A 22965-nucleotide genomic window follows, 5' to 3' on the forward strand; every position below is an offset into this window, starting at 1 on the left:
CCCTGCCACGCGCAGGTTGCGTGGTCCTGCATCCTACCAAGCCCGCAAGACCCTAGGGTGTCGTCAAGGCATCGAGCACGACCCGCACCCGCGGCGGCAACAGGCGCTGGGAAGGGTATACGGCGCTGATCGGCATGGCCGGCGGCCGCAGCGAAGGCAGGATCTCGACCAGGCGCCCATCGCCGAGCTCGTCTTCGACCATGTAGTCGGGCAACTGCGCCAGGCCCTGGCCGAGCATCGCGGCCTGCACCATGGCTTCGCCGTCGTTCAGTCGCAGCTGGGTTTGCGGATGCAGGGTGACGGCGTGGCCGCGCTGGACGAACTGCCAGGGGCGGTCGCGGCCGCTCGTCGGCATGCGGAAGACGATCGCGCGATGCTGTGCCAGCGCCCGCAGCGAGGCCGGAAGGCCATGCTGCGCCAGGTAGGCAGGGCTGGCCACCAGCAGCAAGGTCTGGCTTGCGAAGCGGCGTGCCACCAGCGACGAATCCTGCAGCGCGCCGACCCGGATGGCAAGGTCGATGCCGTCCTTGACCAGATCGACGTAGCCGTCCTGCAGGCGCACGTCCATTTCAAGTCGCGGGTGCTGCTGCTGGAGCCGCGCGAGCAGCGGCAGGATCACGCGCCGGCCGAAGACGATCGGCATGTCGATGCGCAGCAGGCCCGTGGCCGTGGCCCGCGTGCCGGCAGCGTCGGCATGCAGGTCCTCGATCTCGGCGAGGACGCGCTGGCAGCGGTGGTACAGGCGCTCGCCGTCCGGCGTCAGGGTGACTTGCCGCGTGGTGCGATGGAACAGCTTGACGCCAAGCGAATCCTCCAGCCTCAGCACCGCCTTGGCCAGCGTCGAAGGCGCGGTACCCGCTTCGCGCGCGGCGGCGGCGAAGCTGCCGTGCTTGACGGTCTCGGTGAAGGCGAGGAACTGCTGCAGGCCCTGCATGGTGCTCCGATTGAGGAACGAATGTCCTCAATGTTAGGCCATTGCGCTGGCTTCACTCGCGCTTCGCGGTCCAGGACACTGCCTTCATCTTCACTCGATCGCACGGAGCCGCCTCATGACCGCCATTGCCCGCAACGTTATCTCCCACGCCACCCTGCCCGTGGCAGAGCTGCCCGGAATCAGCCACCGCACCCTGGCGGGCCGCGAACATGGATTGACCCAGTTGTCGATCTGGCGGCAGACGCTGGCGCCCGGCGCCGCCACGCCGCCGCACAGCCATGACACCGAGGAGGTCGTGTTGTGCCACGCGGGCCGTGGCGAGGTGCACCTCGACGGACAGGTGCACCGCTTCGACGCCGCGAGCAGCGTGCTGCTGCCGCGCGACGTGCCGCACCAGATCTTCAATGTGGGCGACGAGCCGATGGAGATCACCGGCGTGTTTCCGGCTGCCCCGGTCGGGGTGTACGACCTCGAAGCGAAGCCGATGCAGCTGCCGTGGTGAGCGCAGCGCATCGGGCCTGTTGACAGGACCTAGTCGACCAGCCGGACCTCGACGCGGCGCGCCTCGGCGTCGTTGCCCGAACCGGTCGTCACTGCGGGCTTCTTCAGCTCGACCTTGTCAGCCGGCACGCCGAGCCCGGTCAGCACGTTGCGCACCATCTCGGCACGCCTCTGCGCGAGTTGCGCGTTCCGGCCCCCATCGCCGGTGGTGTCATGGAAGCCCGAGATCACAGCCTTGCGCCCGCCCTCGACGCCCTGGATCACCGCGGCGAGGGCCCCTGCCGCGCCTGGCGCCAGATCGGCGCTGCCGGTCGCGAAATAGAAGTTCACGACCCCGCCCTCGACCCGGATGCTCGCGCCTTCGGGGATCACGACCGCCACGGTTTCGGTCAGGATCTCCACCATGGACGTCGCGGGCTTGGCGCCCGCCCTCTGGCTCTGCGTGTAGAGCACGATCCCGATCACGAAGAAGATCACCAGCGCGATCAGCGCGAGCACGAAGGCAAGAATGAAGTTCTGCTGGCTGTCGTCGTCGGCTATGCCTGCCATGGGTCGATCTCCGTAGGAAAGCGGTCGGTAAATAATGGTGCGGTGAACCATGACCGTGAAATTGTAGGTGGCGACCCCGGCCCGCCCGGTTTGGACCCCATGCTCAAACCGCTGCGCGACCCGAAGCCCATGCTCGACCGCGTGATCGCCGAATGGGGCGGCCACCACGATCTCTGGGTGTTCGGCTACGGCTCGCTGATCTGGCGCCCCGAGTTCGGCTTCATCGAGCGGCACCCTGCGCGGGTGCACGGCTGGCATCGGGCGCTGAAGATGTGGAGCCGCATCAATCGCGGCACGGTCGAGAATCCGGGCCTGGTGTTCGGGCTGCTCTCGGGCGGCAGCTGCCGCGGCATGGTGTTCCGCGTGGCTGCGGCCGACGGGCTCGAAACGCTGGGCCGGCTCTGGCTGCGCGAGATGCCGACCGGCGTCTACGACCCCCGATGGCTCGATTGCGAAACCCCGCACGGATCGGTGCGCGCCCTGGCCTTCACCTTGTCGCGGCGCAGCCCCAACTTCACCGGCAACCTGGACGACGAGCGCTACCGCCACATCTTCGCCAGCGCGGTCGGCCGCTATGGCAGTTCGCTCGACTACGCGCAGCAGACTTTGCTCGAATTGCAGCGCCATGCGATCCACGATGCGGCGTTGGCGCGCCTGATCAGGTTGGCCGACGCCCAGCTGTCGGCGCAGGCCGATTGCGGCGATGGGCCCGCTCCGGTATACCCTGCGGCCTCTTCTCTCGATTCTTCTTCCCGTTCTTCATCCAAGGAGTAGCCATGTCCTCTCGTCTGATCGTCCCCGCCCTTGCCGTCGCTGCGGCGAGCCTGCTCGCCGGCTGCGGCTCCATGATGGGGTCCAAGGCGAGCGCCAGAGCCGCGCTGGCGCCGACCGCCGCGATCACGCCGAATCCGACCACGGGCAACGTGACCTTCACCGCGCTCGATCATGGCGTACGCGTGGCCGGCGAAGTGCGCGGCTTCGTGCCGGGCACGGAACACGGCTTCCACATCCACGAGAAGGGCGACTGCGGCGACAACGGCAATGCCTCGGGCGGCCACTTCAATCCCGCCGGCGGCACGCACGGCAAGTTCGGCGCCCCCGGCAGCCATGCGGGCGAACTGCCGAGCCTGGTCGCCGATGCGAGCGGCGTGGCACGCTTCAGTGTCGACGTGCATTCCATCTCGCTCACCGACGGCGCGGCCAACAACGTGGTCGGCCGTGCGCTCGTCGTTCACCGCGACCGCGACGACTTCACCTCGCAGCCGGCCGGCAACTCCGGCCCGCGCATCGCCTGCGCGCTGATCACGAGGCGCTGAGCCGCGCCGCCAGCAGCGCCTCCGCGCGCGCGAGTTCGGCGGGCGTGTCGATGTCGGTCAGGATGCCGATGTCGTCGACTTCGATCTCCGCCACCGCGCGGGCTTCCCGCAGCGCGCGCAGCACCGGCGCCGCGCCCAGGTTGCCCGCGAGCGCCGCGAGTTGCGGCCCGCAGGCCGCGGCAAAACCGACCGGATGCCCGCGCTCGCCAAGATGCTGCGGCTGAGCCGCCTGCATGGCGCCGCCCAGCGCCCGGGCCACCGCTTGCAAGGTCGATGGCAGCACCAGCGGTAGATCGCCGGGCAGGATCAGCCAGCCCGCGGCATCGGCCGTGGCCCGGACCGCGGCCGCGATCGAATCGCCCATGCCGGGATGGCCCGCATCCTCCAGATGCCACGGCAGGCCGCTGGCGCGCACAGCGGCCAGCGTGTGGTCCAGCACCGTCCTGCCCGCGAGCGGCGCCTGAAGCTTGGCGCCGCTGCCGCCGGCGGCGCGAAAGCGCTCGCCGCGGCCCGAAGCGAGCACGATCACGGTGGGCGGTCGAGGATTCATGCGCCCAGTATCCCCTCTTCGCATGCGCAACAATGCGGCCATGAATTCCCCCAAAGAAGCGCTGGCCGCGCTGCGCAAGAGCTACGAGCGCGCCGAACTCGACGAAGCCAGCAGCGCATCCGATCCCCTGCTCCAGTTCGAGCGCTGGCTCGCCGAAGCGATTGACGCGCAGTTGCCCGAGCCCAACGCGATGACGCTGGCCACCGTCGGCGGCGACCTGCGGCCGTCGACGCGCATCGTGCTGATCAAGGGCTATGACGCGCGCGGCATCGTCTGGTACACCAACTACAAGAGCCGCAAGGGCCAGGAGCTCGCCGGCAACCCGTGGGCCGCGCTGCAGTTCCACTGGGTCGAGCTCGAGCGCGTGGTGCGCATCGAGGGGCGGGTCGAGAAGGTCGATGCGGCGGAGAGCGACGCCTACTTCGCGAGCCGCCCGCTCGACTCGCGCATCGGCGCCTGGGCCAGCCCGCAGAGCGAGGTGATCAGCGGCCGCGAGGTGCTGGTGAAGAACGCAGCCATCGAGGCCGCCCGGCACCTGCTCTCGCCGCCGCGCCCGCCGCACTGGGGCGGCTACCGGCTGGCGCCCGACCGCTGGGAGTTCTGGCAGGGCCGCAAGAGCCGGCTGCACGACCGGCTGCGGTACCGGAGAGAAGATGGCGTCTGGGTGCGGGAGCGCCTGGCCCCCTGAGCCAATCCTGCCTCAGAGCCTGCCAGCGAGAGGCATTACGATCGAGAGCGTGACGAGCGCCAGCGCGGTAGACACTGCCACGCTCGCAGTCACCAGGTCTTCCGCCGTCTTGTAGCGCTGGGAAAAAAGAAACACGTTGGCGCCGATCGGCAGCGCCGCGGCCACGACCATCACTTGCAGCGGCAGCCCGCGCAGGCCGAGCAGCCAGCCGAGCCCCGCCACCAGCAGCGGGTGCGCCACGTTCTTGACCAGCGCCTGCGCCAGCGCGTCGCGCCAGTGGGTGCCGATGGGCGTGAACGCGAGCGTGATGCCGACCATGACCAGCGCGATCGGCCCGAAGGCCTGCCCGAGCAGCGCGATCGGCTTGTCGATGACCTCGGGCATCGCCCAGCCGGTCTGCGCGAACAGGAGCCCCGCAATGATCGGCAGCGGCACCGGATGGACGATGGCGTTGTAGAACGCGCGGCCCAGCGTGTGCAGGATCGGGGGGCGTTCGGCGCCGGTCGCGCTCGCCTTCTCATGGGCGACTGCGAGTTCGAGCACCAGCGTGGCGCTGGTCAGCAGCACCAGCGAATGCAGCGAGATCAGCGTCAGCAGCACCACCATGCCCTCGGGGCCGAAGGCCAGCCCGATCAGCGCGATGCCGATCATCACGGTGTTGCTGAAGGTGTTGGCGAGCGCGAGCACGGCCGCGGTGCGGTTGAAGCCGCGCCACAGCAGGGTGGCCGCGAAGATCAGGCCGGCCGCGAGAAAGTAGGCCGCGACCGGCTTGAGGCTCAGCTGCTGCACGTGCACCGTGCTCATCGCGCGGAACAGGAGCGCCGGGGCGAGCAGCAGGAAGATCAGGTTCGACAGGTCCCGCACCGCGCCGCCGCCGACCCAGCCTCGCCGCCCTGCCAGGAAACCCGCAGCGATGAGCAGGACGACGGGCAGCAGCGACGAGAGGACCGATGAATTCATCGGCGGCGAGCATACAGGGCGCTGGGACCCCTCGAGCTTAGAAGGTAGCGCGCAATCCCACCTTCAAAGTGCGTCCGGGCAATGGCGCATCCGGGAACGCCGTCGTGGTCAGGATCGAGGTCGCGCTGTAGGCCAGCTTGTTCGTGAGGTTGTCGACGCGCGCATACCAGGTGAGGTTGGTGCGCCGCACCTTCATGCGGTAGGTGAGCGCGGCATTCCACAAAGTGAAGGCGTCGGTCTCGCGGGCGCCGACGCTCGGCACCCTGCGCTGGGCCGCGTAGTGGTCGAAGCCCAGGCGCGCGGTCCACGGCCCGTTGCCGTAGGCCAGCGTGGCGCCCGCGCGCGCCGGCGAGATGCGCGGCAGCGGCTCGCCGGTGTCGGTGTTCTTCGCCCGCACCAGGTCGGCACGCCATTCGAGGTCCAGCGTGGAGCCGTCGGCCGCTCGCGAGAAGCCGTCGGTGCCCAGGAGGCGCAGGTTGCCGTTGGCCTCGATGCCGGTGAAGCGGGCGCGCACGCCGCGATAGACGAACTCGTCCACCACGTCGGGGAACACCAGGCCTTCGTCGGTCTCCACCGGAGCCGGATTGATCGCGCCGTCCTCGCCGCGCACGTTGCCCGAGGCCGCGAGCCCGATGTAGTTGCGGAAGCGGGTGACGTAGGCATTCACGCGCGCGCTGTTGGCGCCGGACTTCCATTGGGCACCGAGGTCGAAGCCGACCGACTTCTCCTTCTGCAGGTTCGGATCGCCGACCTCCCAGGCCGCGGTCGCGACGTGCGGGCCGTTGGCGAAGAGCTCGTAGTCCTTGGGCGCGCGCTCGGTGTAGGCGAGGTTCGAGGTCAGCTGCCATTGCGGCGCCAGGTTGACCAGCGCGCCGAAGGCCGCGCTGCCCGGGTTGAACTTGCGCTCGCCGACCGCGAAGCGCGTGATCGCCGGATCTTCCGGATAGCCGAACGAACGCACCCTCACCTGCTCGGTGCGCGCGCCGAAGCTCAGGCGGCCCCACGAGGTGCCGAGCTCTTCATGCAGGAACAAGGCGCGCGAGCGCGTGCGGCTGTGCGGCGCGAAGGCCTCCTCGCCGACGGCGGCGAAGTCGTTGGTCTCGTTGGTGAAACCGATCAGGCCTTCCACGCCGCCGATCTTCTGGTGCCGCGCCTCGATGCGCAGGTCGTCGCTCTTGTTGGAGAACACGGTGCCGGTCTCGGAGCCCTCGAACTCGGTGTGGCGGTAGTCGGTGCGGCTCAGCTTGCCGTGGATGCTGGTGAAGAAGCCGCCCGGCCGCCATTCGCCCTCGAGCGCATAGCGGTCGGATCTCAACCTGATGGTGACATCGTCCTCCGCCACCGTGCCGTAGTCGCTGCGGTAGGTGCTGGCCGAAGCACCGATCCAGCCCTGGTCGAAGAACAGGCTGCCGCCGACCGCGCCGCCGTGCGCCTGGTTGGCCGAGTTGCAGATCTTGCGCGCCAGGCCGGGCCGGCGCGGGCTCTCGCAGCCGAGCTCGATCGGCACCGAGGTGTCGTCGGCATCGCGATTGAAGGCATCCACGTGCAGCGCATAGCGGTTGTTGCCGCCCTCGAGCACCACGCCGCCGCTCTTCTCGCGGTTGCCGGTCGCGTAGCCGAGGTCGGCGCGGCCGCCGAAGCCGTCGATCGGCTCGCTCGGGATGCGGTTGTCGATCACGTTGACCACGCCACCGACCGCGCTGCCGCCGTACTGCAGCGCCGACGGGCCGCGCAGCACCTCGACGCGTTCGGTGACGAGCGCATCGACCGGCACCGCATGGTCGTAGCTCAGGGCCGAGGCGTCGGGCGCCGCGCCGCCGTTTTGCAGGATGCGGATGCGATCTCCGTCCTGGCCCCGGATCGAAGGCCGGCTCGCGTTCGGTCCGAAGTAGCTGCTGCTGACGCCCGGCAGGCCATTGAGGGTTTCGCCGAGCGTGGATTGGGAACGCAGCAGCAAGCGGTCGCCGGACAAGGTGGTGGTCGGCGCAATCAGATCACTGGCGCCGAGCGGATTGCCGGTGACGGTGACTTCGGGCAATGAGGCTTGCGCCCAGGCAGCGCAGGACAAAAGGGAAAGAACGGCAACGCCGATGGCGTTGCGCCGGAAATGGGATGACATGTTGGAACACTCGTTGAATCGATGGAAGACCGGCCGCAGCCCGCGAAAAGCGGCTGCAGCTACCGGTCGGCAAGGCGGATTCAGCGAGCGGAAGGCGGGCCGCGCGCGTCGAACAGCGCGACCCAGCGGGCGAGTACCTCGCCCTCGAGATAGGCGAAGGTGGCCGCCGGCAGCATGACCGGCAACAGGAGGGCCGGCACGCAGAGCGCAGCCGGGCCGTGAGACAACTGGTCGTAGAGCCGGCACTCGGCATCGCTGTGCTCGCCGAAGAGTGCGACCAGTCCATGGGATGCATGGTCCGCCTCGCCCGCATGGGGGGACACGGCCGCATGCGCATGCGAATGCGACGCGAGCGGCGTGTGGATCGTGCGGTGCACGAGCCCGAGCGTCGTCGCGAGCCACAGCGCGAGCGCCAGCACGCCCAGCATGGCGCGGGCCGCGATGGCATGACGTGCGAGGCGCATGGAAAGATCAGGCCTTCTTGAGCTTCGCCGCGAAGGTCTTCTGGAACTTCTCGACCTTGGGCCCGACCACGAAGGCGCAGTAGCCCTGGTTCGGATTGTTCAGGAAGTAGTCCTGGTGGTAAGCCTCGGCGGCCGAGTAGTTGGCCAGCGGCTTCACCTCGGTCACGATCGGCGAGCGGTAGGTCTTGCTGGCCTCGATCTCGCGGATCACCTCCTGGGCGACCTGCTTCTGCGCGTCGTTGGCGAAATAGATGCCGCTGCGGTACTGGGTTCCCGCGTCGTTGCCCTGCCGATTGAGGGTCGTGGGATCGTGCACGACGAAGAAGATCTCGAGGATCTCGCGCAGTGTGATCTGCTGCGGATCGAATTCCAGCCGCACCACCTCGGCATGGCCGGTGCGCCCGGTGCAGACCTGTTCGTAGCTGGGATTGATCGTCTCGCCATTGCTGTAGCCCGATTCGACATCCACCACGCCCTGCACGCGGTCGAACACCGCCTCGGTGCACCAGAAGCAGCCGCCGCCCAGCACGATGGTTTCGGTTTGCGGTGATGGGGTGGACATGAAGGCTCCGGCGATGGAAATTGGCGAACCCCGCATTGTCGCGGCTTGACGGGCCCTGGCACGCTCACTACATTACTAACCCGTCAGTCATTAAGGTCCTTCAGGCCCTGATCCATGCCCGCTCCCCGTTTCCTCAGCGACAAATTCTGCAGCACCGCGCGCGCCAAGCGCGAACGCCGCAAGGAGGCGCGTCCGGGGGAATTGCTCGAAGCGGCGCTGGACCTGTTCGTCGACAAGGGCTTCGCAGCGACCCGCGCCGAGGAAGTCGCGGCGCGCGCCGGGGTGTCGAAGGGCACCCTGTTCCTCTACTTCCCAACCAAGGAAGAGCTGTTCAAGGCGGTCGTGGTCGAGAACCTGTCCGGCCGCTTCACCGAGTGGAACAAGGAATTCGAGGAGTTCGAGGGCAGCACCGCCGACATGCTGCGCTATTGCATGCGCATCTGGTGGGAGCGCGTGGGCTCGACCAAGGCCTCGGGCCTCACCAAGCTGATGCTGAGCGAGGGCCGCAATTTTCCGGAGCTGGCCGAGTTCTATCGCCAGGAAGTGGTGGGGCCCGGGCACGCGCTGATGCGGCGCATCGTGCAGCGCGGCATCGCGAGCGGCGAGTTCGCGCCGGTCGATGTGAACCACGCGATCTACGCCATCATCGCGCCGATGCTCTTCCTGATGCTGTGGAAGCATTCGGCCGTCATCTGCGTCGACGCCGATTCGGATCTCGATCCCGAAAAATACCTTGCGACCCAGGCCGAGACCGTGCTCCACGGGCTTAGCATGCCTCCGAAGGCAGGCGTATGAAGCGGTCGCTCGTCATCAAGTGGGCCGTCGCGGCACTGGTCCTCGTGCTGCTGGCCGCCGGCGTGCTGCGCGCCATCGAGGCGCGCCGCGCGCAGCAGGCCACGGTCTCCGCGGCAGCAAAGCCGACTGAAACGGTGGTGCAGCTCTCGCCGGCCGACGTGGTGCGCGCCACGCGGCGCGAGCTCGCGCAGACGCTGGCGATCTCGGGCACGCTCAAGGCAGTCGATTCGGCGCTGGTCAAGGCCCGCGTGGCCGGCGAGCTGATCGGCCTCACGGTGCGCGAGGGCGATGCCGTCACGGCCGGCCAGGTGGTCGCGCGCATCGATCCGGTCGAATACCAGTCGCGCGTGCGCCAGGCCCAGGAGCAGGCGGACTCGGCCCGCGCGCAGGCCGAGGTGGCGCAACGCACCTACGACAACAACAAGGCGCTGGTCGACCAGGGCTTCATCTCGCGCACCGCGCTCGACACTTCGCAGTCGAACCTCAATGCCGCGCTCTCGACCCACCGGGCCGCGCTCGCCGCGGTGGAGATGGCGCACAAGTTGCTCAACGACACCGTGCTCAAGAGTCCGCTGACCGGCCAGGTCGCGCAGCGCCTCGCGCAGCCGGGCGAGCGCGTCGCCGTCGATGCGCGCGTGATCGAGGTGGTCGACCTGAGCCGCATCGAGCTCGAGGCCACGCTCGCGGCGGCCGATTCGGTCGCGGTGCGCGTGGGCCAGCGCGCGACGCTGCAGATCGAGGGCAGCGGCGCTGCAGACCCGGCGAGCGCCGACCGCAAGGTGGGCGCCAGCGTGGTGCGCGTCAACCCGAGCGCGCAGGCCGGCAGCCGCAGCGTGCTGGTGTACCTGCGGCTGGACCGCAGCGCCGGTTTTCGCCAGGGCCTGTTCGCGCAGGGCAGCATCGACGTAGGGCGTGTCGAGGGGCTCGCCCTGCCCTTGTCCGCCGTCCGCATCGACAAGCCCGCGCCCTATGTGCAGATGGTGATCGGGGGGCGCATCGCGCACCGGGCGGTCCAGACCGGCCAGCGCGGCCAGGTCGATGGCCAGACGCTGGTCGCGGTGCGCGGCGTCGAGGACGGCGCGGTGGTGGTGGCCGGCAGCGTCGGCCCGCTGCGCGAAGGCACGGCCGTGCGCATGGCGCCGGTCGCCGCGCCCTGAGCACGCTACGTCCATGTGGTTCACGCGCGTCAGCCTGAAGAACCCGGTCTTCGCGACCATGCTGATGCTCGCGCTGGTGGTGCTCGGCATCTTCTCCTACCAGCGGCTGCAGGTCGACCAGTTCCCGAACATCGACTTCCCGGTGGTGGTGGTGATCACCGAGTACCCCGGCGCCTCGCCCGAGATCGTCGAGAGCGAGGTGACCAAGAAGGTCGAGGAAGGCGTCAACTCGATCGCCGGCATCAACGCCCTCACCTCGCGCAGCTACGAGGGCCAGTCGGTCGTCATCATCGAATTCCAGCTCTACGTCGACGGCCGCAAGGCAGCCGACGACGTGCGCGAGAAGGTCGCGGCGGTGCGGCCGCTGTTCCGCGACGAGGTGAAGGACCCGCGCGTGCTGCGCTTCGACCCGGCTTCGCGGCCGGTGTGGTCGGTGGCCGTGCTGCCCGCTGGGCAGGAAGACAAACAACCCAGCGCGGTCGAGCTGACAAACTGGGCCGACCAGGTGCTGAAGAAGCGGCTGGAGAACGTGCGCGGCGTCGGCTCGGTCACGCTGGTGGGCGGCACCAAGCGCGAGATCAACATCTACCTGAACCCGCAGGCGATGGAAGCCTTCGGCGTCAGTGCGTCGCAGGTGGTGGAGGCGGTGCGCAGCGAGAACCAGGCATTGCCGGTGGGCGCCGTGCGCTCGCTCGAGCAGGAACGCGTGGTCCAGGTCGATGCGCGCATGGAGCGGCCGGAGGACTTCGGCAAGATCATCCTGATGCGCAAGGGCGGCGCGCCGATCCGCATCGACCAGGTGGCCACGGTGCGCGACGGCGCGCAGGAACTCGAGAGCCTCGCGCTCTACAACGGCCAGCGCACCCTGCTCCTGTCGGTGCAGAAGGCGCAGGACGAGAACACCATCGCGGTGGTCGACGGGCTGGTGAAAGCCATCGCCGATATCCGGCCGCAGCTGCCGCCCGGCGTCAAGCTCGAACCCATCGGCGACGCAGCTCGGCCGATCCGCGTCGCGGTCAACAACGTGCGGACGACGCTGATCGAAGGAGCGCTGCTCACCGTGCTGATCGTGTTCCTGTTCCTGAACTCCTGGCGTTCGACCGTGATCACCGGGCTCACGCTGCCGATCGCGCTGATCGGCACCTTCTGGTTCATGGCCATGTTCGGCTTCACCATCAACATGGTGACGCTGATGGCGCTGTCGCTGTGCGTCGGCCTCCTGATCGACGACGCGATCGTGGTGCGCGAGAACATCGTGCGCCACGTGCAGATGGGCAAGACGCCGTACCAGGCGGCACTCGACGGCACGCAGGAGATCGGGCTCGCGGTGCTGGCTACCACGCTCTCGATCGTCGCGGTGTTCCTGCCGATCGGCTTCATGGAAGGCATCATCGGCAAGTTCTTCCACGAGTTCGGCATCACCATCGTGGCGGCGGTGCTGATCTCGATGTTCGTGAGCTTCACGCTGGACCCGATGCTCTCGAGCATCTGGCACGACCCTGCGATCGATACGCATGGCAGGCGCGGCCCGCCCGTCAGCTTCTACGACAGGACCATCGGCCGCGTCACCGGCTGGTTCGACCGAGCGACAGACCGGCTCGCCGAGGCCTACCAGGCCATCCTGCGCTGGTCCCTCGTGCACAAGCTCGTCACGCTGGCCGCGGCGCTCGGCATCTTCGCCGCCAGCGTGGCGATGGTGCCGCTGCTGGGCACCGAGTTCGTGCCCAAGGCCGACTACTCGGAAACCGCGATCAACTTCTACACGCCGGTCGGCTCCTCGCTCGAAGTGACCGAAGCCAAGGCGCGCCAGGTCGAAGGCATCCTGCGCGAGATGCCCGAGGTGCGCTACACGCTCACGACCATCAACACCGGCGATGCGCAAGGCAAGATCTATGCAAGCGTCTACGTGCGCCTGGTCGAACGCAAGCAGCGCGAGCGCAGCGTCGACCAGATGTCCGGCGTGCTGCGCGAACGGCTGCGCGCGATTCCCGGCATCACGGTCACGCACGTGGGCCTGCGCGACTCGGTGGGCGGCAACAAGGTCATCGAGTTTTCGCTCCAGGGCCCCGACCTGCAGGAGCTCGAGCGGCTCACGCAGCGCGTGATGGAAGCGATCCGTCCGATCCCCGGCCTGGTCGATCTCGATTCGAGCCAGAAGCCCAACAAGCCGACCGTGAGCGTGGTGATGCGCCGCGATGCCGCCTCCGACCTCGGCCTCGGCGTGGCGTCGGTCGCGAACGCGCTGCGCACGCTGGTGGCCGGCACCACGGTGGGCAACTGGCGCGCGCCCGACGACCAGACCTACGACGTCAACGTGCGGCTCGCGCCCGAGGTGCGCAATTCGCCGGCCGACCTCGCGCGCCTGCCCTTCGTCAGCACCGCCATGGGCGCCAATGCCGACGGCTCCAGCCGCATCGTCCGACTGCAGCAGGTGGCCGATGTGCGCGAAGCCACCGGGCCGAACCAGATCAACCGCCGCGCGCTGGCACGCGAGGTCAGCATCAACGCCAACGTGGCCAACCGCTCGGCCGGCGAAGTGTCGGCCGACATCCGCGCGGCGCTGGCCGGCATCGCCTTCCCGCCCGGCTACGGCTGGCAGTTCAGCGGCTCGACCAAGAACATGCAGGAGTCCTTCGGCTATGCGGTATCGGCCCTGGCGCTCGCGATCATCTTCATCTACATGATCCTGGCCAGCCAGTTCAAGAGCTTCCTGCAGCCGCTGGCGCTGATGACGGCGCTGCCGCTCACGCTGATCGGCGTGGTGCTGGCGTTGATGATGTTCGGTTCCACGCTGTCGATGTTCTCGATCATCGGCATCGTGATGCTGATGGGCCTGGTCACCAAGAACGCGATCCTGCTGGTGGATTTCGCGATCCGTTCGCGCGAGCCGGGCGTCGCGGCCGACGGCACGCCGGTGCCGGGCCTGCCGCGCGCCGAGGCCCTGCTGCTCGCGGCGCGCGTGCGGCTGCGCCCGATCCTGATGACCACGCTGGCGATGATCTTCGGCATGGTGCCGCTGGCCTTCGCGATCAGCGAGGGATCGGAGCAGCGCGCGCCTATGGGCCAGGCCGTGATCGGCGGCGTGATCACCTCCTCGCTGCTGACGCTGGTGGTGGTGCCGGTGGTCTATTGCTACATGGACGACCTGGCGAACTGGGCCCGGCGCCGCTGGCACCGCCGGCAAGCGCTCACGCGCACGCCCGACACCGTGGAGCCGCCGCCTAAAATTGAAGGTTTGTCCTGATTGTCCCGACCCATACGAGGAAAAAGCTCATGAACCCCATTCCCACCCTGGAGCGCCTGCGCTTCAACATGATCGAGCAGCAGATCCGTCCCTGGGACGTGCTCGATCTCGAAATCCTGGACCTGCTGGCCCACATCCGGCGCGAAGACTACGTGCCCAAGGCCCACCGCGGCCTGGCCTTCTTCGACATGGAGATCCCGCTGGAGGGCGCCAAGACGAAGGAGCCCGGCCAATGCATGCTCTCGCCCAAGGTCGAGGCCCGCATGCTGCAGGACCTGCACGTGCAGAAGCACGAATCGGTGCTCGAGATCGGCAGCGGCTCCGGCTTCATGGCCGCCCTGCTGGCGCACCGCGCGGCACAGGTGCTGACGCTCGAGATCGATCCCGGCCTGGCCGCCGTCGCCGCCGAGAACCTGCGCCGCAACGGCGTGAGCAACGTGGAAGTGCGCAATGCCGACGGCGCCGTGCCGCTGCCTAGCGGCCCGACCTTCGACGTGATCGTGCTCAGCGGCTCGGTCGCGCGCCTGCCGCAGAGCCTCATGGGTTCGCTCAAGATGGGCGGCCGGCTGGCGGCGATCGTGGGCGACGAGCCGATGATGCGCGCCCACTTCGTCACGCGCGTCGGCGAAGGCAAGTGGGACATCGTGCAGCCGTGGGACACGGTGGCGCCGCGCCTCCTGAACTTCCCGGCGCCTTCGCGCTTCAACTTCTGAGAGGAGCCATCCTCATGATCGACCAGGTCCGCCCAACCGAACTCGCCGACTGGTTCGCCCAAGACGCGAGTGCGCAGCCGGTGCTGCTGGATGTGCGCGAGCCGTGGGAAGTGCAGACCGCGAGCGTGGTGCCGCAGGGCTTCACGCTGGTCGCCATTCCGATGAACGAGATTCCGGCCCGCATCTCGGAGCTCGACCCGGCGCAGCGCATTGCCTGCCTCTGCCACCACGGCGCGCGCAGCCAGCGCGTGGCCGCCTTCCTCGCCCAGAACGGCTTTGCCGAGGTGGCGAACGTCGCCGGCGGCATCGATGCCTGGTCGGCGCAGCACGACCCTTCCGTGCCGCGCTACTGATTTCTTTTCCCAAGGACGCTCAATGCCCGTGCACCGGCTTCTTCCCCTCTCGGTGGCGCTTGCCGCCGCGTTCGCACTGCCGGCCCACGGCCAGAGCCTGATCGATCTCTACGAATCGGCGCGCAGCTACGACGCGACCTACCAAGCCGCGCGTTCGCAGTACGACGCCAGCCTGGCGCGCGCAGCCCAGGCCAAGGCCGGCATCCTGCCCGCGGTCGGGCTGTCGGCCGGCGCCTCGCATACCGAGCTCGACATCGACACGCCCGTCGGCAACACCTCGCGCGGCTTCAACACGCAGAACGTCGGCGTCAATGCCACGCAGCCCCTCTACCGGCCCGCGAACTGGGCCACCTACGAGCAGGGCAAGCGCCAGGTCGACATCGCCCAGGCGGTGCTGACCATCGCCGATCAGGACCTGGTGGTACGCGTGAGCCAGGCCTACTTCGACGTGCTCTCGGCCCAGGACAGCCTGGCGCTGGTGCGGGCGCAGAAGATCGCGGTCGCCGAGCAGCTGGCCTCGGCCAAGCGCAATTTCGAGGTCGGCACCTCGACCATCACCGACACGCGCGAAGCGCAGGCGCGCTACGACCTCGTGGTGGCGCAGGAGATTGCGGCCGAGAACGACCTGCAGGTCAAGAAGATCGCGCTCGACCAGCTGGTCGGCCGCCCCGGCAGCGTGCCGGTGGCCCTGGCCGCGCCGGTGGTGCTGCCCGAGGTGATGCCGGCCGATATCAACGCCTGGGTGGCGCAGGCTGAAGACGCGCATCCCTCGATCCGGCAAGCGCGGCTCGGCCTCGACGTGGCCACCCTCGAAGTGCAGAAGGCCGAGGCCGGCCACAAGCCCACCCTCGATGCCAACCTGGGCTACAACGTCACCAACAATCCGCAGGGCACCAGCACCACCACGGGCCGCTCGCGCATCAACGCGGCGACCGTGGGCGTGGTGTTCAGCCTGCCCTTGTTCGCCGGCTACGCGACCGAGAACCGCGTCAAGGAAACGCTGGCGCTCGAAGAGCAGTCGCGCTCCGTGCTCGAATCGACGCGCCGCAGCGTGACGCAGGCCACGCGCGCGGCCTATCTCGGGCTGGTCTCGGGGGCCGGACAGGTGAAGGCGCTCGAAGCCGCCGAATCCTCCAGCCAGGTCGCGCTGGATGCCAACCGGCTCGGCTACCAGGTGGGCGTGCGCATCAACATCGACGTGCTCAACTCGCAGAGCCAGCTGTTCCAGACCAAGCGCGACCTCGCGGTAGCGCGCTACAACGTGCTCCTGGGGAATCTAAAGCTGCGGCAGGCCAACGGCACCCTGACGGCCGACGACCTGCGCGCGATCAACGGCACGCTGGCCACCGATGGCCGCCCCGCCGTCGACAGCACCGCCACGCCGGCCCAGCCGCCGGCCTCGCAGCCGGCGCCGACGCCTTCCCGGCCCGCGACGCCGATCCCGGTCGTGCCGCCGGTGCCGGTGCCGCCCTTCAGTCCGCAGCCGCCGGCGATGCCTTCGCCGCCACCACCGCCGGTGATCCTGCCGCCGACGCGCTAGCGCGTTCTATTCAAGGCTGGGCTCGGCCCGCTCTTCGGTCTCGGCGGTCGCGGCCTCCGCCACCGCCAGCACCGCCGCGGCCGTGCGCTGCGCCGCGCCGCGGTTCGAATTGGCAAAGGCCAGCGCGGCCTCGGCCATCGCTTCGCGCCGCTCCGGCTTCTCGGCCAGCTTGAGCGCGGCCGTGACCGCCTGCTCCATGTTGTCCACCCGCAGCGAGGCGCCGGCCGCGAGCGACAGCTCGGCCGCCTCGGCGAAGTTGAAGGTCGATGGCCCCATGATCACCGGACAGCCGCAGGCCGCAGCCTCGATCAGGTTCTGGCCGCCCAGCGGCTCGAAGCTGCCGCCCAGGAGCGCTGCGTCGGCCAGGCCGTAGTAGAGCGCCATCTCGCCCAAAGAGTCTCCGAGCCAGATCTCGCATTCCGCCGGCGCGCCGGCCGCGCTGCGCCGTGCCACCGCGAAGCCATGGGATTCGACGAGTGCCGCGACTTCGTCGAAGCGTTGCGGATGACGCGGCACGATCATCCATTGCACGTCGTGCACGCGCCTGGAGATCGAATGCACCGCATCCTGCGCCGGCGGCACGGGCGACAGCGCACCGAAGCGCTTGAGCACTTCGAGCAGCTGCGCTTCTTCGCCGTCGCGCGAGCTCGCGAGCACCACCACCGGCCTCGGCAGCTGCTCGCGCAGGCGCGCGGCCGCGCCGAGCTGGCGCGCATCGGGCGTGGCGTCGAACTTGAGGTTGCCGAACACGCCCGCCACCTTGGCGCCGAGCGAAACCAGCCGGTGCGAATCGGCCTCGGTCTGCGCCCACACCGCGGCCAATGCCGAGTAGGCTGGCCGCGCGAGCCAGCCCAGACGCTCCGCCGAGGCCAGCGAGTTCTCGTTCAGCCGCGCGTTGGCCAGCACCAGCGGAATGCCGCGTTCGGCGCAGGCTGCGGACATCTCGGGCCAGACTTCGGTTTCCATCAGCACGCCGATGCGCGGCTGGAAGCGATCGAGAAAACGCGCCACCGGCTCGGGCGCATCCCAGGGTTGCCAGACCTGCAGATCGCCGTCTTCCAGCAGCTTGGCACCCTCCTCGCGCCCGGTGGCCGTGCCGTTGGTCAGCAGGATCGGGATGCCCGGGTACTGCCGGCGCAGCTCGGCGATCAGGATGCCGGCGGCGCGCGCCTCGCCGAGCGAGACCGCATGGACCCAGCACCAGCCGGTGCCGGTCGCGCTCTCGTCATAGTGGCCGAAGCGCTCTTCGACCGCATGCGCATAGCCGGGCTCGGCCACGGCCCGGCGCCGCAGCTTGCGCCGCACCAGGGGTTCGGCCAGGGAAGTGAGGGCGCCGTAGAGGCGCAGCAGCAACGAACGCACGCTTCGAAAATTCAGTGTGCGGCTTCCGCGAGGGTGGCGTCGGGCTTCGCGCTCTTCAGGAGCGCGAGCATCTCCTTCTGGATGCGGTCCAGCGCCGCCTGCGTCTGCCCTTCGAAGCGCAGCACCAGCACCGGCGTGGTGTTGGAGGCGCGGATGAGGCCGAAGCCGTCGGGCCAGTCGACGCGGACGCCGTCGATGGTCGAGACCTTGGCCGGCGCGTCGAATCTGGCGGTCTTCACGAGCTGGTCGACCACCGCGTGAGGCTCGCCCTCGGCGCACTTGACGTTGAGTTCCGGCGTCGAGAAGCTGGTCGGCAGTGCGTTGAGCGTGTCGCTCGCATTCGGTGTTTTGCTCAGGATCTCCAGCAGGCGGCAGCCCGCGTAGGTACCGTCGTCGAAACCGAACCAGCGCTCCTTGAAGAAGATGTGGCCGCTCATCTCGCCGCCCAGCGGCGATGCGATCTCCTTCATCTTGGCCTTGATCAGCGAGTGGCCGGTCTTGTAGATCAGCGGCTTGCCGCCGGCGGCCTCGATCGCGGGGCCGAGGCGCTGCGAACACTTGACGTCGTAGACGATGGTGCCGCCCGGCACGCGCGAGAGCACATCCTGCGCGAACAGCATCATCTGGCGGTCGGGATAGATGTTCTGCCCGTCCTTGGTGACGATGCCGAGACGGTCGCCGTCGCCGTCGAAGGCCAGGCCCAGCTCGGCGTCGCCGGCTTGCAGCGCGGCGATCAGGTCCTTGAGGTTCTCTGGCTTGCTCGGGTCAGGATGGTGATTGGGGAAATCGCCGTCGACCTCGCTGAAGAGCTCGGTCACCTCGCAGCCGATGGCGCGCAGGATGGCCGGGGCCGACGCGCCGGCGATGCCGTTGCCCGAATCGACCACGATCTTGAGCGGGCGCGCCAGCTTGATGTCGCCGACGATGCGCTGCGTGTAGGCTTCGGTCACGTCGACCTTGCGCACGCTGCCGCCGGGGGCGAGCTTGGCGCTGCCGGCTTCCATCACCTTGTACAGGCCCTGGATCTCGTCGCCGTAGATCGCGCGGCCGGCTAGTACCATTTTGAAACCGTTGTAATCCTTCGGGTTGTGGCTCCCGGTGACCTGGATGCCGCTGTTCGACAGCGTGCTGGCCGCGAAATAGAGCATCGGGGTGGTGACGGCGCCGACGTCGATCACCTCGATGCCGGTGGCCACCAGCCCGCGGACCAGGGCCTCGACCAGCGCGGGGCCGGACAGGCGCCCGTCGCGCCCCACTGCCACCGATTTCTCGCCCGCTGCGCGCGCCGCGCTGCCGAAGGCCTGGCCGAGTGCCTCGGCGACCTCGGCGTCGAGCGTGGTGGGCACGACGCCGCGTATGTCATAGGCCTTGAAGATCGATGCGCTGAGCTGCATGGGCTTCCTTTGAAAGTTCACAAACTGAGGACCATTGTAGGCATGGGCTTTCTCAGCCAAATGTCCGGAAATGGCTACTTCTGCGCGCCGGGACACCTATCATTCCCCGCATGCTTGCCGCCACCGCACCCACCGCCGGACTCGAGAGCGACGCCTGCTACCTGGCCATGAAGGCCCACGATGCGCGCTTCGACGGCTCCTTCTTCACCGGCGTGACTTCCACCGGCGTCTACTGCCGCCCGGTCTGCCGCGTGAAGCTGCCGCGGCGCGAGAACTGCCGCTTCTTCCGCCATGCGGCGCAGGCCGAGGCAGCGGGCTTCCGGCCCTGCCTGCGCTGCCGGCCTGAACTCGCGCCGCGGACCGCGAGCTGGTCGACCGAAGACGCCTCGCGCATTCTTGCCCTGCAAGCCGCGCGCCTGATCGACGAACCCGATGCCTGGGACGAGGACGGACCCGGCGCGGCCCGCATCGCGGCGCGCCTGGGCGTAAGCGACCGCCATCTGCGCCGCATCTTCGAAACCCAGTTCGGCGTGTCGCCGCTGCAGTACCTGCAGACGCGCCGCCTGCTGGCCGCCAAGCAGCTGATCGCCGACACGCACCTGCCGATGACGCAGGTTGCTCTGGCCAGCGGCTTCGCGAGCGTGCGCCGCTTCAACGCGGCCTTCGTGACGCACTACGGACTCAATCCGAGCGCGCTGCGGCGCGCCGGCCCTGCCGGCGACGGCCGCGAAGGCGAGGCCGTCAACGTGCGGCTGGGCTTTCGGCCGCCCTACGACGCGGCGGCGATGCTGGGCTTCTTCGCGCGCCGGGCCCTCGGCGGCGTCGAGTCGATCACCGACATTGGCGGCGGAACGCCGCTGCTGGCGCGCACACTGCGCGTCGTGCAGGGCGAGCATGTGCATGCGGGCTGGCTGCAGCTTCGCTTCGATGCGCAGCGCGAGCAGTTGCTGCTGCGCGTCGGCGATTCGCTGGCCGCGGTGCTGCCGATCGTGATCAGCCGCGTGCGCGCCATGCTCGACCTCGATGCCGAGCCGATGGCGATCAACGGCACGCTGCATGAAGCTTTTCCGCATGGCGACGGGCTGCGCGTGCCGGGCACGGTCGACGGTTTCGAACTCGCGGTGCGCGCCGTGCTCGGCCAGCAGATCACGGTGGCGGCAGCGCGCACCCTGGGCACGCGGCTGGTGCAGGCCTTCGGCGAAGCGGTCGCGACACCGGTCGCCGGGCTGGACCGCCTGTTCCCCACGCCCGCGGCCATCGCCGGCGCGAGCGGCGACGCGCTGGGCCAGCTCGGCATCGTGCGGCAGCGGCAGGCCGCGTTGAGCGCGCTCGCGCGCGAAGTGCAGGCCGGCCGGCTGGCCTTGCATGCCGGCGCCGACGTGCCCGCCACGCTCGCCGCCCTGCAGGCCCTGCCCGGCATCGGCGACTGGACCGCGCAGTACATCGCGATGCGCGCGCTGCGCTGGCCCGATGCCTTCCCGGCCGGCGACGTCGCGCTGCAGAAGGCGCTTCGCGTCTCCTCGGCCCGCGCGGCGACCGAAGCCTCGCAAGCCTGGCGTCCGTGGCGCAGTTACGCGGTACTGCGGGCCTGGCACAGTCTTTCACCCGCTGCCGGCCACACGACGGCAGCTCTTTCCTCGGACGCGCCATGAAATTCAAGAAGACGACCATTCGCAGCACGCAGATCGAGAGCCCGCTGGGCAGCATCACGCTGGCCGCCACCGACGAAGGCTTGGCCGGCGCCTGGTTCGACCGGCAACGCCACTGGCCCGACACCAGCGGCTGGCACCCCGATGCAGACCATCCGGTGCTGCGCGAAGCGGCCGTGCAGTTCGCCGACTACTTCGCCGGCAAGCGCCAGCATTTCGACCTGCCGCTCGACCTTTCGCACGGCACCGGCTTCCAGCAGGCGGTGTGGCGGGCCCTGCTTGCCATTCCGGCGGGCCGCACGACCAGCTACGGCGCCTTGAGCGCCGGCATCGGCAAGCCGGCCGCCGTGCGCGCGGTAGGCGCCGCCGTGGGCCGCAATCCGATCAGCGTGATCGTGCCTTGCCACCGCGTGCTGGGCACCGACGGCTCGCTGACCGGCTATGCGGGCGGGCTCGAGCGCAAGAGCGCGCTGCTCGAACTGGAAGGTGCGCTGTGAGCGAAGGCGAGTGCACGACGGCCGCTGCTGCGCTGCCAACCGCCGCACGCCCGGCCAGCCGCCGCTGGCTGGTCGATCTGGTGCTGCTGGGCATGCTCTGGGGTGCCTCCTTCCTGTTCATGCGCGTCGGTGCCGCCGAGTTCGGGGCGCTGCCGACGGCCGCGGTGCGCGTCGCGATCGCGATGCTGTTTCTGCTGCCGCTGCTGTTCATGCGCGGCCAGTGGTCCAGCTTCAGGCAGTACTGGAAGCCGGCGCTCGGCATCGGCGTGCTCAACTCCGGCCTGCCCTTCGCCTTCTTCTCCTTCGCGCTGCTCACCATCAACAGCGGCTTGGCCGCCGTGCTCAACGCGACGGTGCCGATGTTCGGCGCGCTGGTGGCCTGGGGCTTCTTCGGCGAGCGACCCGATCGCTCGCGCACCCTCGGCCTCGTGATCGGCTTCGCCGGCGTCGCGATGCTGGCCGGCCGCAGCGCGGGCCTGCAATCGGGTGCCGAGGAGACTGCGGCACGCTGGGCCATCGGCGCCTGTCTCGCGGCCTGCATCTGCTATGCCTTCGCGGCCAGCCTGACGCGCAAACACCTGGGCGGCGTGCCGGCGCTCGCCACCGCGACCGGCAGCCAGATCGGCGCCACGCTGGCGCTCGCACTGCCGGCCGTGTGGCTCTGGCCGGCGGCGATGCCGAGCCTGCAGGCCTGGCTCGCGCTCGTCGTGCTGGGCACCGCCTGCACCGGCCTGGCCTACATCCTGTTCTTCCGCCTGATCGAGACCGCCGGCCCGGCGCGCGCGCTGACCGTGACCTTCCTGGTGCCGGTGTTCGCGCTGTTCTACGGTGCCGTCTTCCTCGGCGAGGACATCACGCAGTGGATGCTGATCTGCGCGGTGGTGATCGTCTGCGGCGTAGCCTTGTCGACCGGGCTGGTCAAGCTGGGGCGGCGGCAGCGCGCCCCGGCTTGACGAATGCCTATTGCATTGCCCCGGCCACCACGTTGATGGACAGCGCCAGCACCAGCATGTTGAACGCGAAGGACAGCACGCTGTGCACGAGCGTGATGCGGCGCATCTCGCGCGAGCCGACCTGCACGTCGGACACCTGCGAGCACATGCCGACCACGAAGGCGTAGTAGAGAAAGTCGAAGTAGTCGGGGTCCAGCTTGCCGGGGAAATCCAGCCCCGGGTGCATGCGCCCGCCTTCGACCTGGTAGTAGCGGTGCGCGTAATGAAAGCCGTAGATCGTGTGGATCATGAGCCAGGAGCCCGCCAGCGCGACCAGCCCGAGCGCAATGTGGCCGGCCCGCTCCGTGCCGCCCATCTGCTTGACCTGCTGCAGCAGCATCGCGATCGCCACCACGCTGGCGCCGACCACGCCGAGCATGCTCGCCAGGATCAGTGCGCTGGGCTGGTCCAGCGACTGCGCGCGCAGCCGCGTGCTCTCTGCATCCGAGCGCTCGGCCAGCCACCAGGCCGACAGCAGGTACACGGCAGCGCCGAAGCACCAGCCAAGCAGGCCGCGCGCAATGCCGTCCAGCGGCCAGGGCAGCAGGGCAGCCGCCAGGCCGATGACCGCGCAGCACAGCAGGCGCTGCCAGCCGACCATCCGCGAAAAAAGGATGCGCATTCAG

At 69.2% G+C, this 22965-nt stretch carries 23 protein-coding genes; 13 read left to right on the forward strand and 10 right to left on the reverse strand.

Going from position 1 to position 22965, the window contains the following annotated elements; genetic code table 11:
* Positions 1–52: 52 nt before the first annotated feature.
* Positions 53–934, reverse strand: coding sequence for a LysR family transcriptional regulator (locus AC3A6B_RS26585; protein ID WP_487839641.1), 882 nt, complete (start codon positions 932–934; stop codon positions 53–55).
* A gap of 115 nt (positions 935–1049) precedes the next feature.
* Between AC3A6B_RS26585 and AC3A6B_RS26590 the strand changes: the two genes are divergently transcribed.
* Entirely contained in the window at positions 1050–1436 is a 387-nt protein-coding gene (locus AC3A6B_RS26590) for a cupin domain-containing protein (protein WP_487839642.1), read from the forward strand.
* A 29-nt stretch (positions 1437–1465) separates the two neighbouring features.
* Here the strand turns inward: AC3A6B_RS26590 and AC3A6B_RS26595 are convergent, their stop codons facing one another.
* Positions 1466–1975 (reverse strand): OmpA family protein, encoded by a 510-nt coding sequence (locus tag AC3A6B_RS26595; protein WP_487839670.1) that lies wholly within the window; start codon positions 1973–1975, stop codon positions 1466–1468.
* 108 nt (positions 1976–2083) lie between these two features.
* Here AC3A6B_RS26595 and AC3A6B_RS26600 point away from each other — a divergent pair, with 108 nt between their 5' ends.
* Both AC3A6B_RS26600 and AC3A6B_RS26605 read left to right on the forward strand, forming a co-directional pair.
* Positions 2084–2758: a gamma-glutamylcyclotransferase gene (locus tag AC3A6B_RS26600; protein WP_487839643.1), complete on the forward strand. Its 675-nt coding sequence runs from the start codon at positions 2084–2086 to the stop codon at positions 2756–2758.
* 2 nt (positions 2759–2760) lie between these two features.
* On the forward strand, positions 2761–3300 hold the full coding sequence (locus tag AC3A6B_RS26605; RefSeq protein ID WP_487839644.1) for a superoxide dismutase family protein: 540 nt from the start codon (positions 2761–2763) through the stop codon (positions 3298–3300).
* Here AC3A6B_RS26605 and AC3A6B_RS26610 read toward each other — a convergent pair.
* Complete coding sequence (locus AC3A6B_RS26610; protein WP_487839645.1) at positions 3287–3850, reverse strand: nucleotidyltransferase family protein; 564 nt, start codon at positions 3848–3850, stop codon at positions 3287–3289. The two genes, AC3A6B_RS26605 and AC3A6B_RS26610, sit on opposite strands and share 14 nt — an antisense overlap.
* A 40-nt stretch (positions 3851–3890) precedes the next feature.
* Between AC3A6B_RS26610 and pdxH the strand changes: the two genes are divergently transcribed.
* Positions 3891–4538: a pyridoxamine 5'-phosphate oxidase gene (gene pdxH, locus AC3A6B_RS26615; protein ID WP_487839646.1), complete on the forward strand. Its 648-nt coding sequence runs from the start codon at positions 3891–3893 to the stop codon at positions 4536–4538.
* Between the two features lie 12 nt (positions 4539–4550).
* Here the strand turns inward: pdxH and AC3A6B_RS26620 are convergent, their stop codons facing one another.
* From AC3A6B_RS26620 to msrA, 4 genes are all read right to left on the reverse strand, one after another.
* Positions 4551–5498: an AEC family transporter gene (locus AC3A6B_RS26620; RefSeq protein WP_487839647.1), complete on the reverse strand. Its 948-nt coding sequence runs from the start codon at positions 5496–5498 to the stop codon at positions 4551–4553.
* Positions 5499–5535: 37 nt separating this feature from the next.
* Positions 5536–7617: a TonB-dependent receptor gene (locus AC3A6B_RS26625; protein WP_487839648.1), complete on the reverse strand. Its 2082-nt coding sequence runs from the start codon at positions 7615–7617 to the stop codon at positions 5536–5538.
* Positions 7618–7697: 80 nt separating this feature from the next.
* Positions 7698–8081 carry a hypothetical protein gene (locus AC3A6B_RS26630; RefSeq protein ID WP_487839649.1) on the reverse strand — a complete coding sequence of 128 codons (384 nt, stop codon included), beginning with the start codon at positions 8079–8081 and terminating at the stop codon, positions 7698–7700.
* Between the two features lie 7 nt (positions 8082–8088).
* Positions 8089–8643, reverse strand: a complete 555-nt coding sequence (gene msrA / locus AC3A6B_RS26635) for a peptide-methionine (S)-S-oxide reductase MsrA (RefSeq protein ID WP_487839650.1) — start codon at positions 8641–8643, stop codon at positions 8089–8091.
* Between the two features lie 114 nt (positions 8644–8757).
* On the opposite strand from msrA, the gene AC3A6B_RS26640 reads away from it, so the two are divergent.
* Genes AC3A6B_RS26640 through AC3A6B_RS26665 form a run of 6 tightly spaced genes read left to right on the forward strand, consistent with a single transcriptional unit; the run spans position 8758 to position 16445 of the window.
* Positions 8758–9438: a TetR/AcrR family transcriptional regulator gene (locus AC3A6B_RS26640; protein ID WP_487839651.1), complete on the forward strand. Its 681-nt coding sequence runs from the start codon at positions 8758–8760 to the stop codon at positions 9436–9438.
* Complete coding sequence (locus AC3A6B_RS26645) at positions 9435–10595, forward strand: efflux RND transporter periplasmic adaptor subunit (protein ID WP_487839652.1); 1161 nt, start codon at positions 9435–9437, stop codon at positions 10593–10595. The genes AC3A6B_RS26640 and AC3A6B_RS26645 overlap by 4 nt, the downstream gene beginning before the upstream one ends.
* Before the next feature lie 13 nt (positions 10596–10608).
* Entirely contained in the window at positions 10609–13839 is a 3231-nt protein-coding gene (locus tag AC3A6B_RS26650) for an efflux RND transporter permease subunit (protein ID WP_487839653.1), read from the forward strand.
* Between the two features lie 29 nt (positions 13840–13868).
* Positions 13869–14552 (forward strand): protein-L-isoaspartate O-methyltransferase family protein, encoded by a 684-nt coding sequence (locus tag AC3A6B_RS26655; protein ID WP_487839654.1) that lies wholly within the window; start codon positions 13869–13871, stop codon positions 14550–14552.
* A gap of 14 nt (positions 14553–14566) precedes the next feature.
* Positions 14567–14905, forward strand: a complete 339-nt coding sequence (locus tag AC3A6B_RS26660) for a rhodanese-like domain-containing protein (RefSeq protein ID WP_487839655.1) — start codon at positions 14567–14569, stop codon at positions 14903–14905.
* Between the two features lie 22 nt (positions 14906–14927).
* Positions 14928–16445: a TolC family outer membrane protein gene (locus tag AC3A6B_RS26665; RefSeq protein WP_487839656.1), complete on the forward strand. Its 1518-nt coding sequence runs from the start codon at positions 14928–14930 to the stop codon at positions 16443–16445.
* 6 nt (positions 16446–16451) lie between these two features.
* Here AC3A6B_RS26665 and AC3A6B_RS26670 read toward each other — a convergent pair whose 3' ends face one another.
* Complete coding sequence (locus AC3A6B_RS26670) at positions 16452–17807, reverse strand: 3-deoxy-D-manno-octulosonic acid transferase (protein WP_487839657.1); 1356 nt, start codon at positions 17805–17807, stop codon at positions 16452–16454.
* Positions 17808–17818: 11 nt separating this feature from the next.
* On the reverse strand, positions 17819–19201 hold the full coding sequence (locus tag AC3A6B_RS26675; protein WP_487839658.1) for a phosphomannomutase/phosphoglucomutase: 1383 nt from the start codon (positions 19199–19201) through the stop codon (positions 17819–17821).
* A 110-nt stretch (positions 19202–19311) separates the two neighbouring features.
* Here AC3A6B_RS26675 and AC3A6B_RS26680 point away from each other — a divergent pair, with 110 nt between their 5' ends.
* The 3 genes from AC3A6B_RS26680 to AC3A6B_RS26690 are packed head-to-tail and all read left to right on the forward strand — an operon-like array spanning position 19312 to position 22300.
* Positions 19312–20853 carry a DNA-3-methyladenine glycosylase 2 family protein gene (locus AC3A6B_RS26680; protein WP_487839659.1) on the forward strand — a complete coding sequence of 514 codons (1542 nt, stop codon included), beginning with the start codon at positions 19312–19314 and terminating at the stop codon, positions 20851–20853.
* On the forward strand, positions 20850–21347 hold the full coding sequence (locus AC3A6B_RS26685; protein WP_487839660.1) for a methylated-DNA--[protein]-cysteine S-methyltransferase: 498 nt from the start codon (positions 20850–20852) through the stop codon (positions 21345–21347). Before AC3A6B_RS26680 ends, AC3A6B_RS26685 begins: the two co-directional genes overlap by 4 nt.
* Positions 21344–22300 (forward strand): DMT family transporter, encoded by a 957-nt coding sequence (locus tag AC3A6B_RS26690; protein WP_487839661.1) that lies wholly within the window; start codon positions 21344–21346, stop codon positions 22298–22300. Before AC3A6B_RS26685 ends, AC3A6B_RS26690 begins: the two co-directional genes overlap by 4 nt.
* Positions 22301–22307: 7 nt before the next feature.
* Here the strand turns inward: AC3A6B_RS26690 and AC3A6B_RS26695 are convergent, their stop codons facing one another.
* The gene (locus AC3A6B_RS26695; RefSeq protein ID WP_487839662.1) at positions 22308–22961 is read right to left on the reverse strand and encodes a DUF1345 domain-containing protein; all 654 of its coding nucleotides are present in this window, start codon (positions 22959–22961) and stop codon (positions 22308–22310) included.
* Positions 22962–22965 lie beyond the last annotated feature (4 nt).

The organism is Variovorax sp. Soil_C_33 (assembly GCF_057656935.1).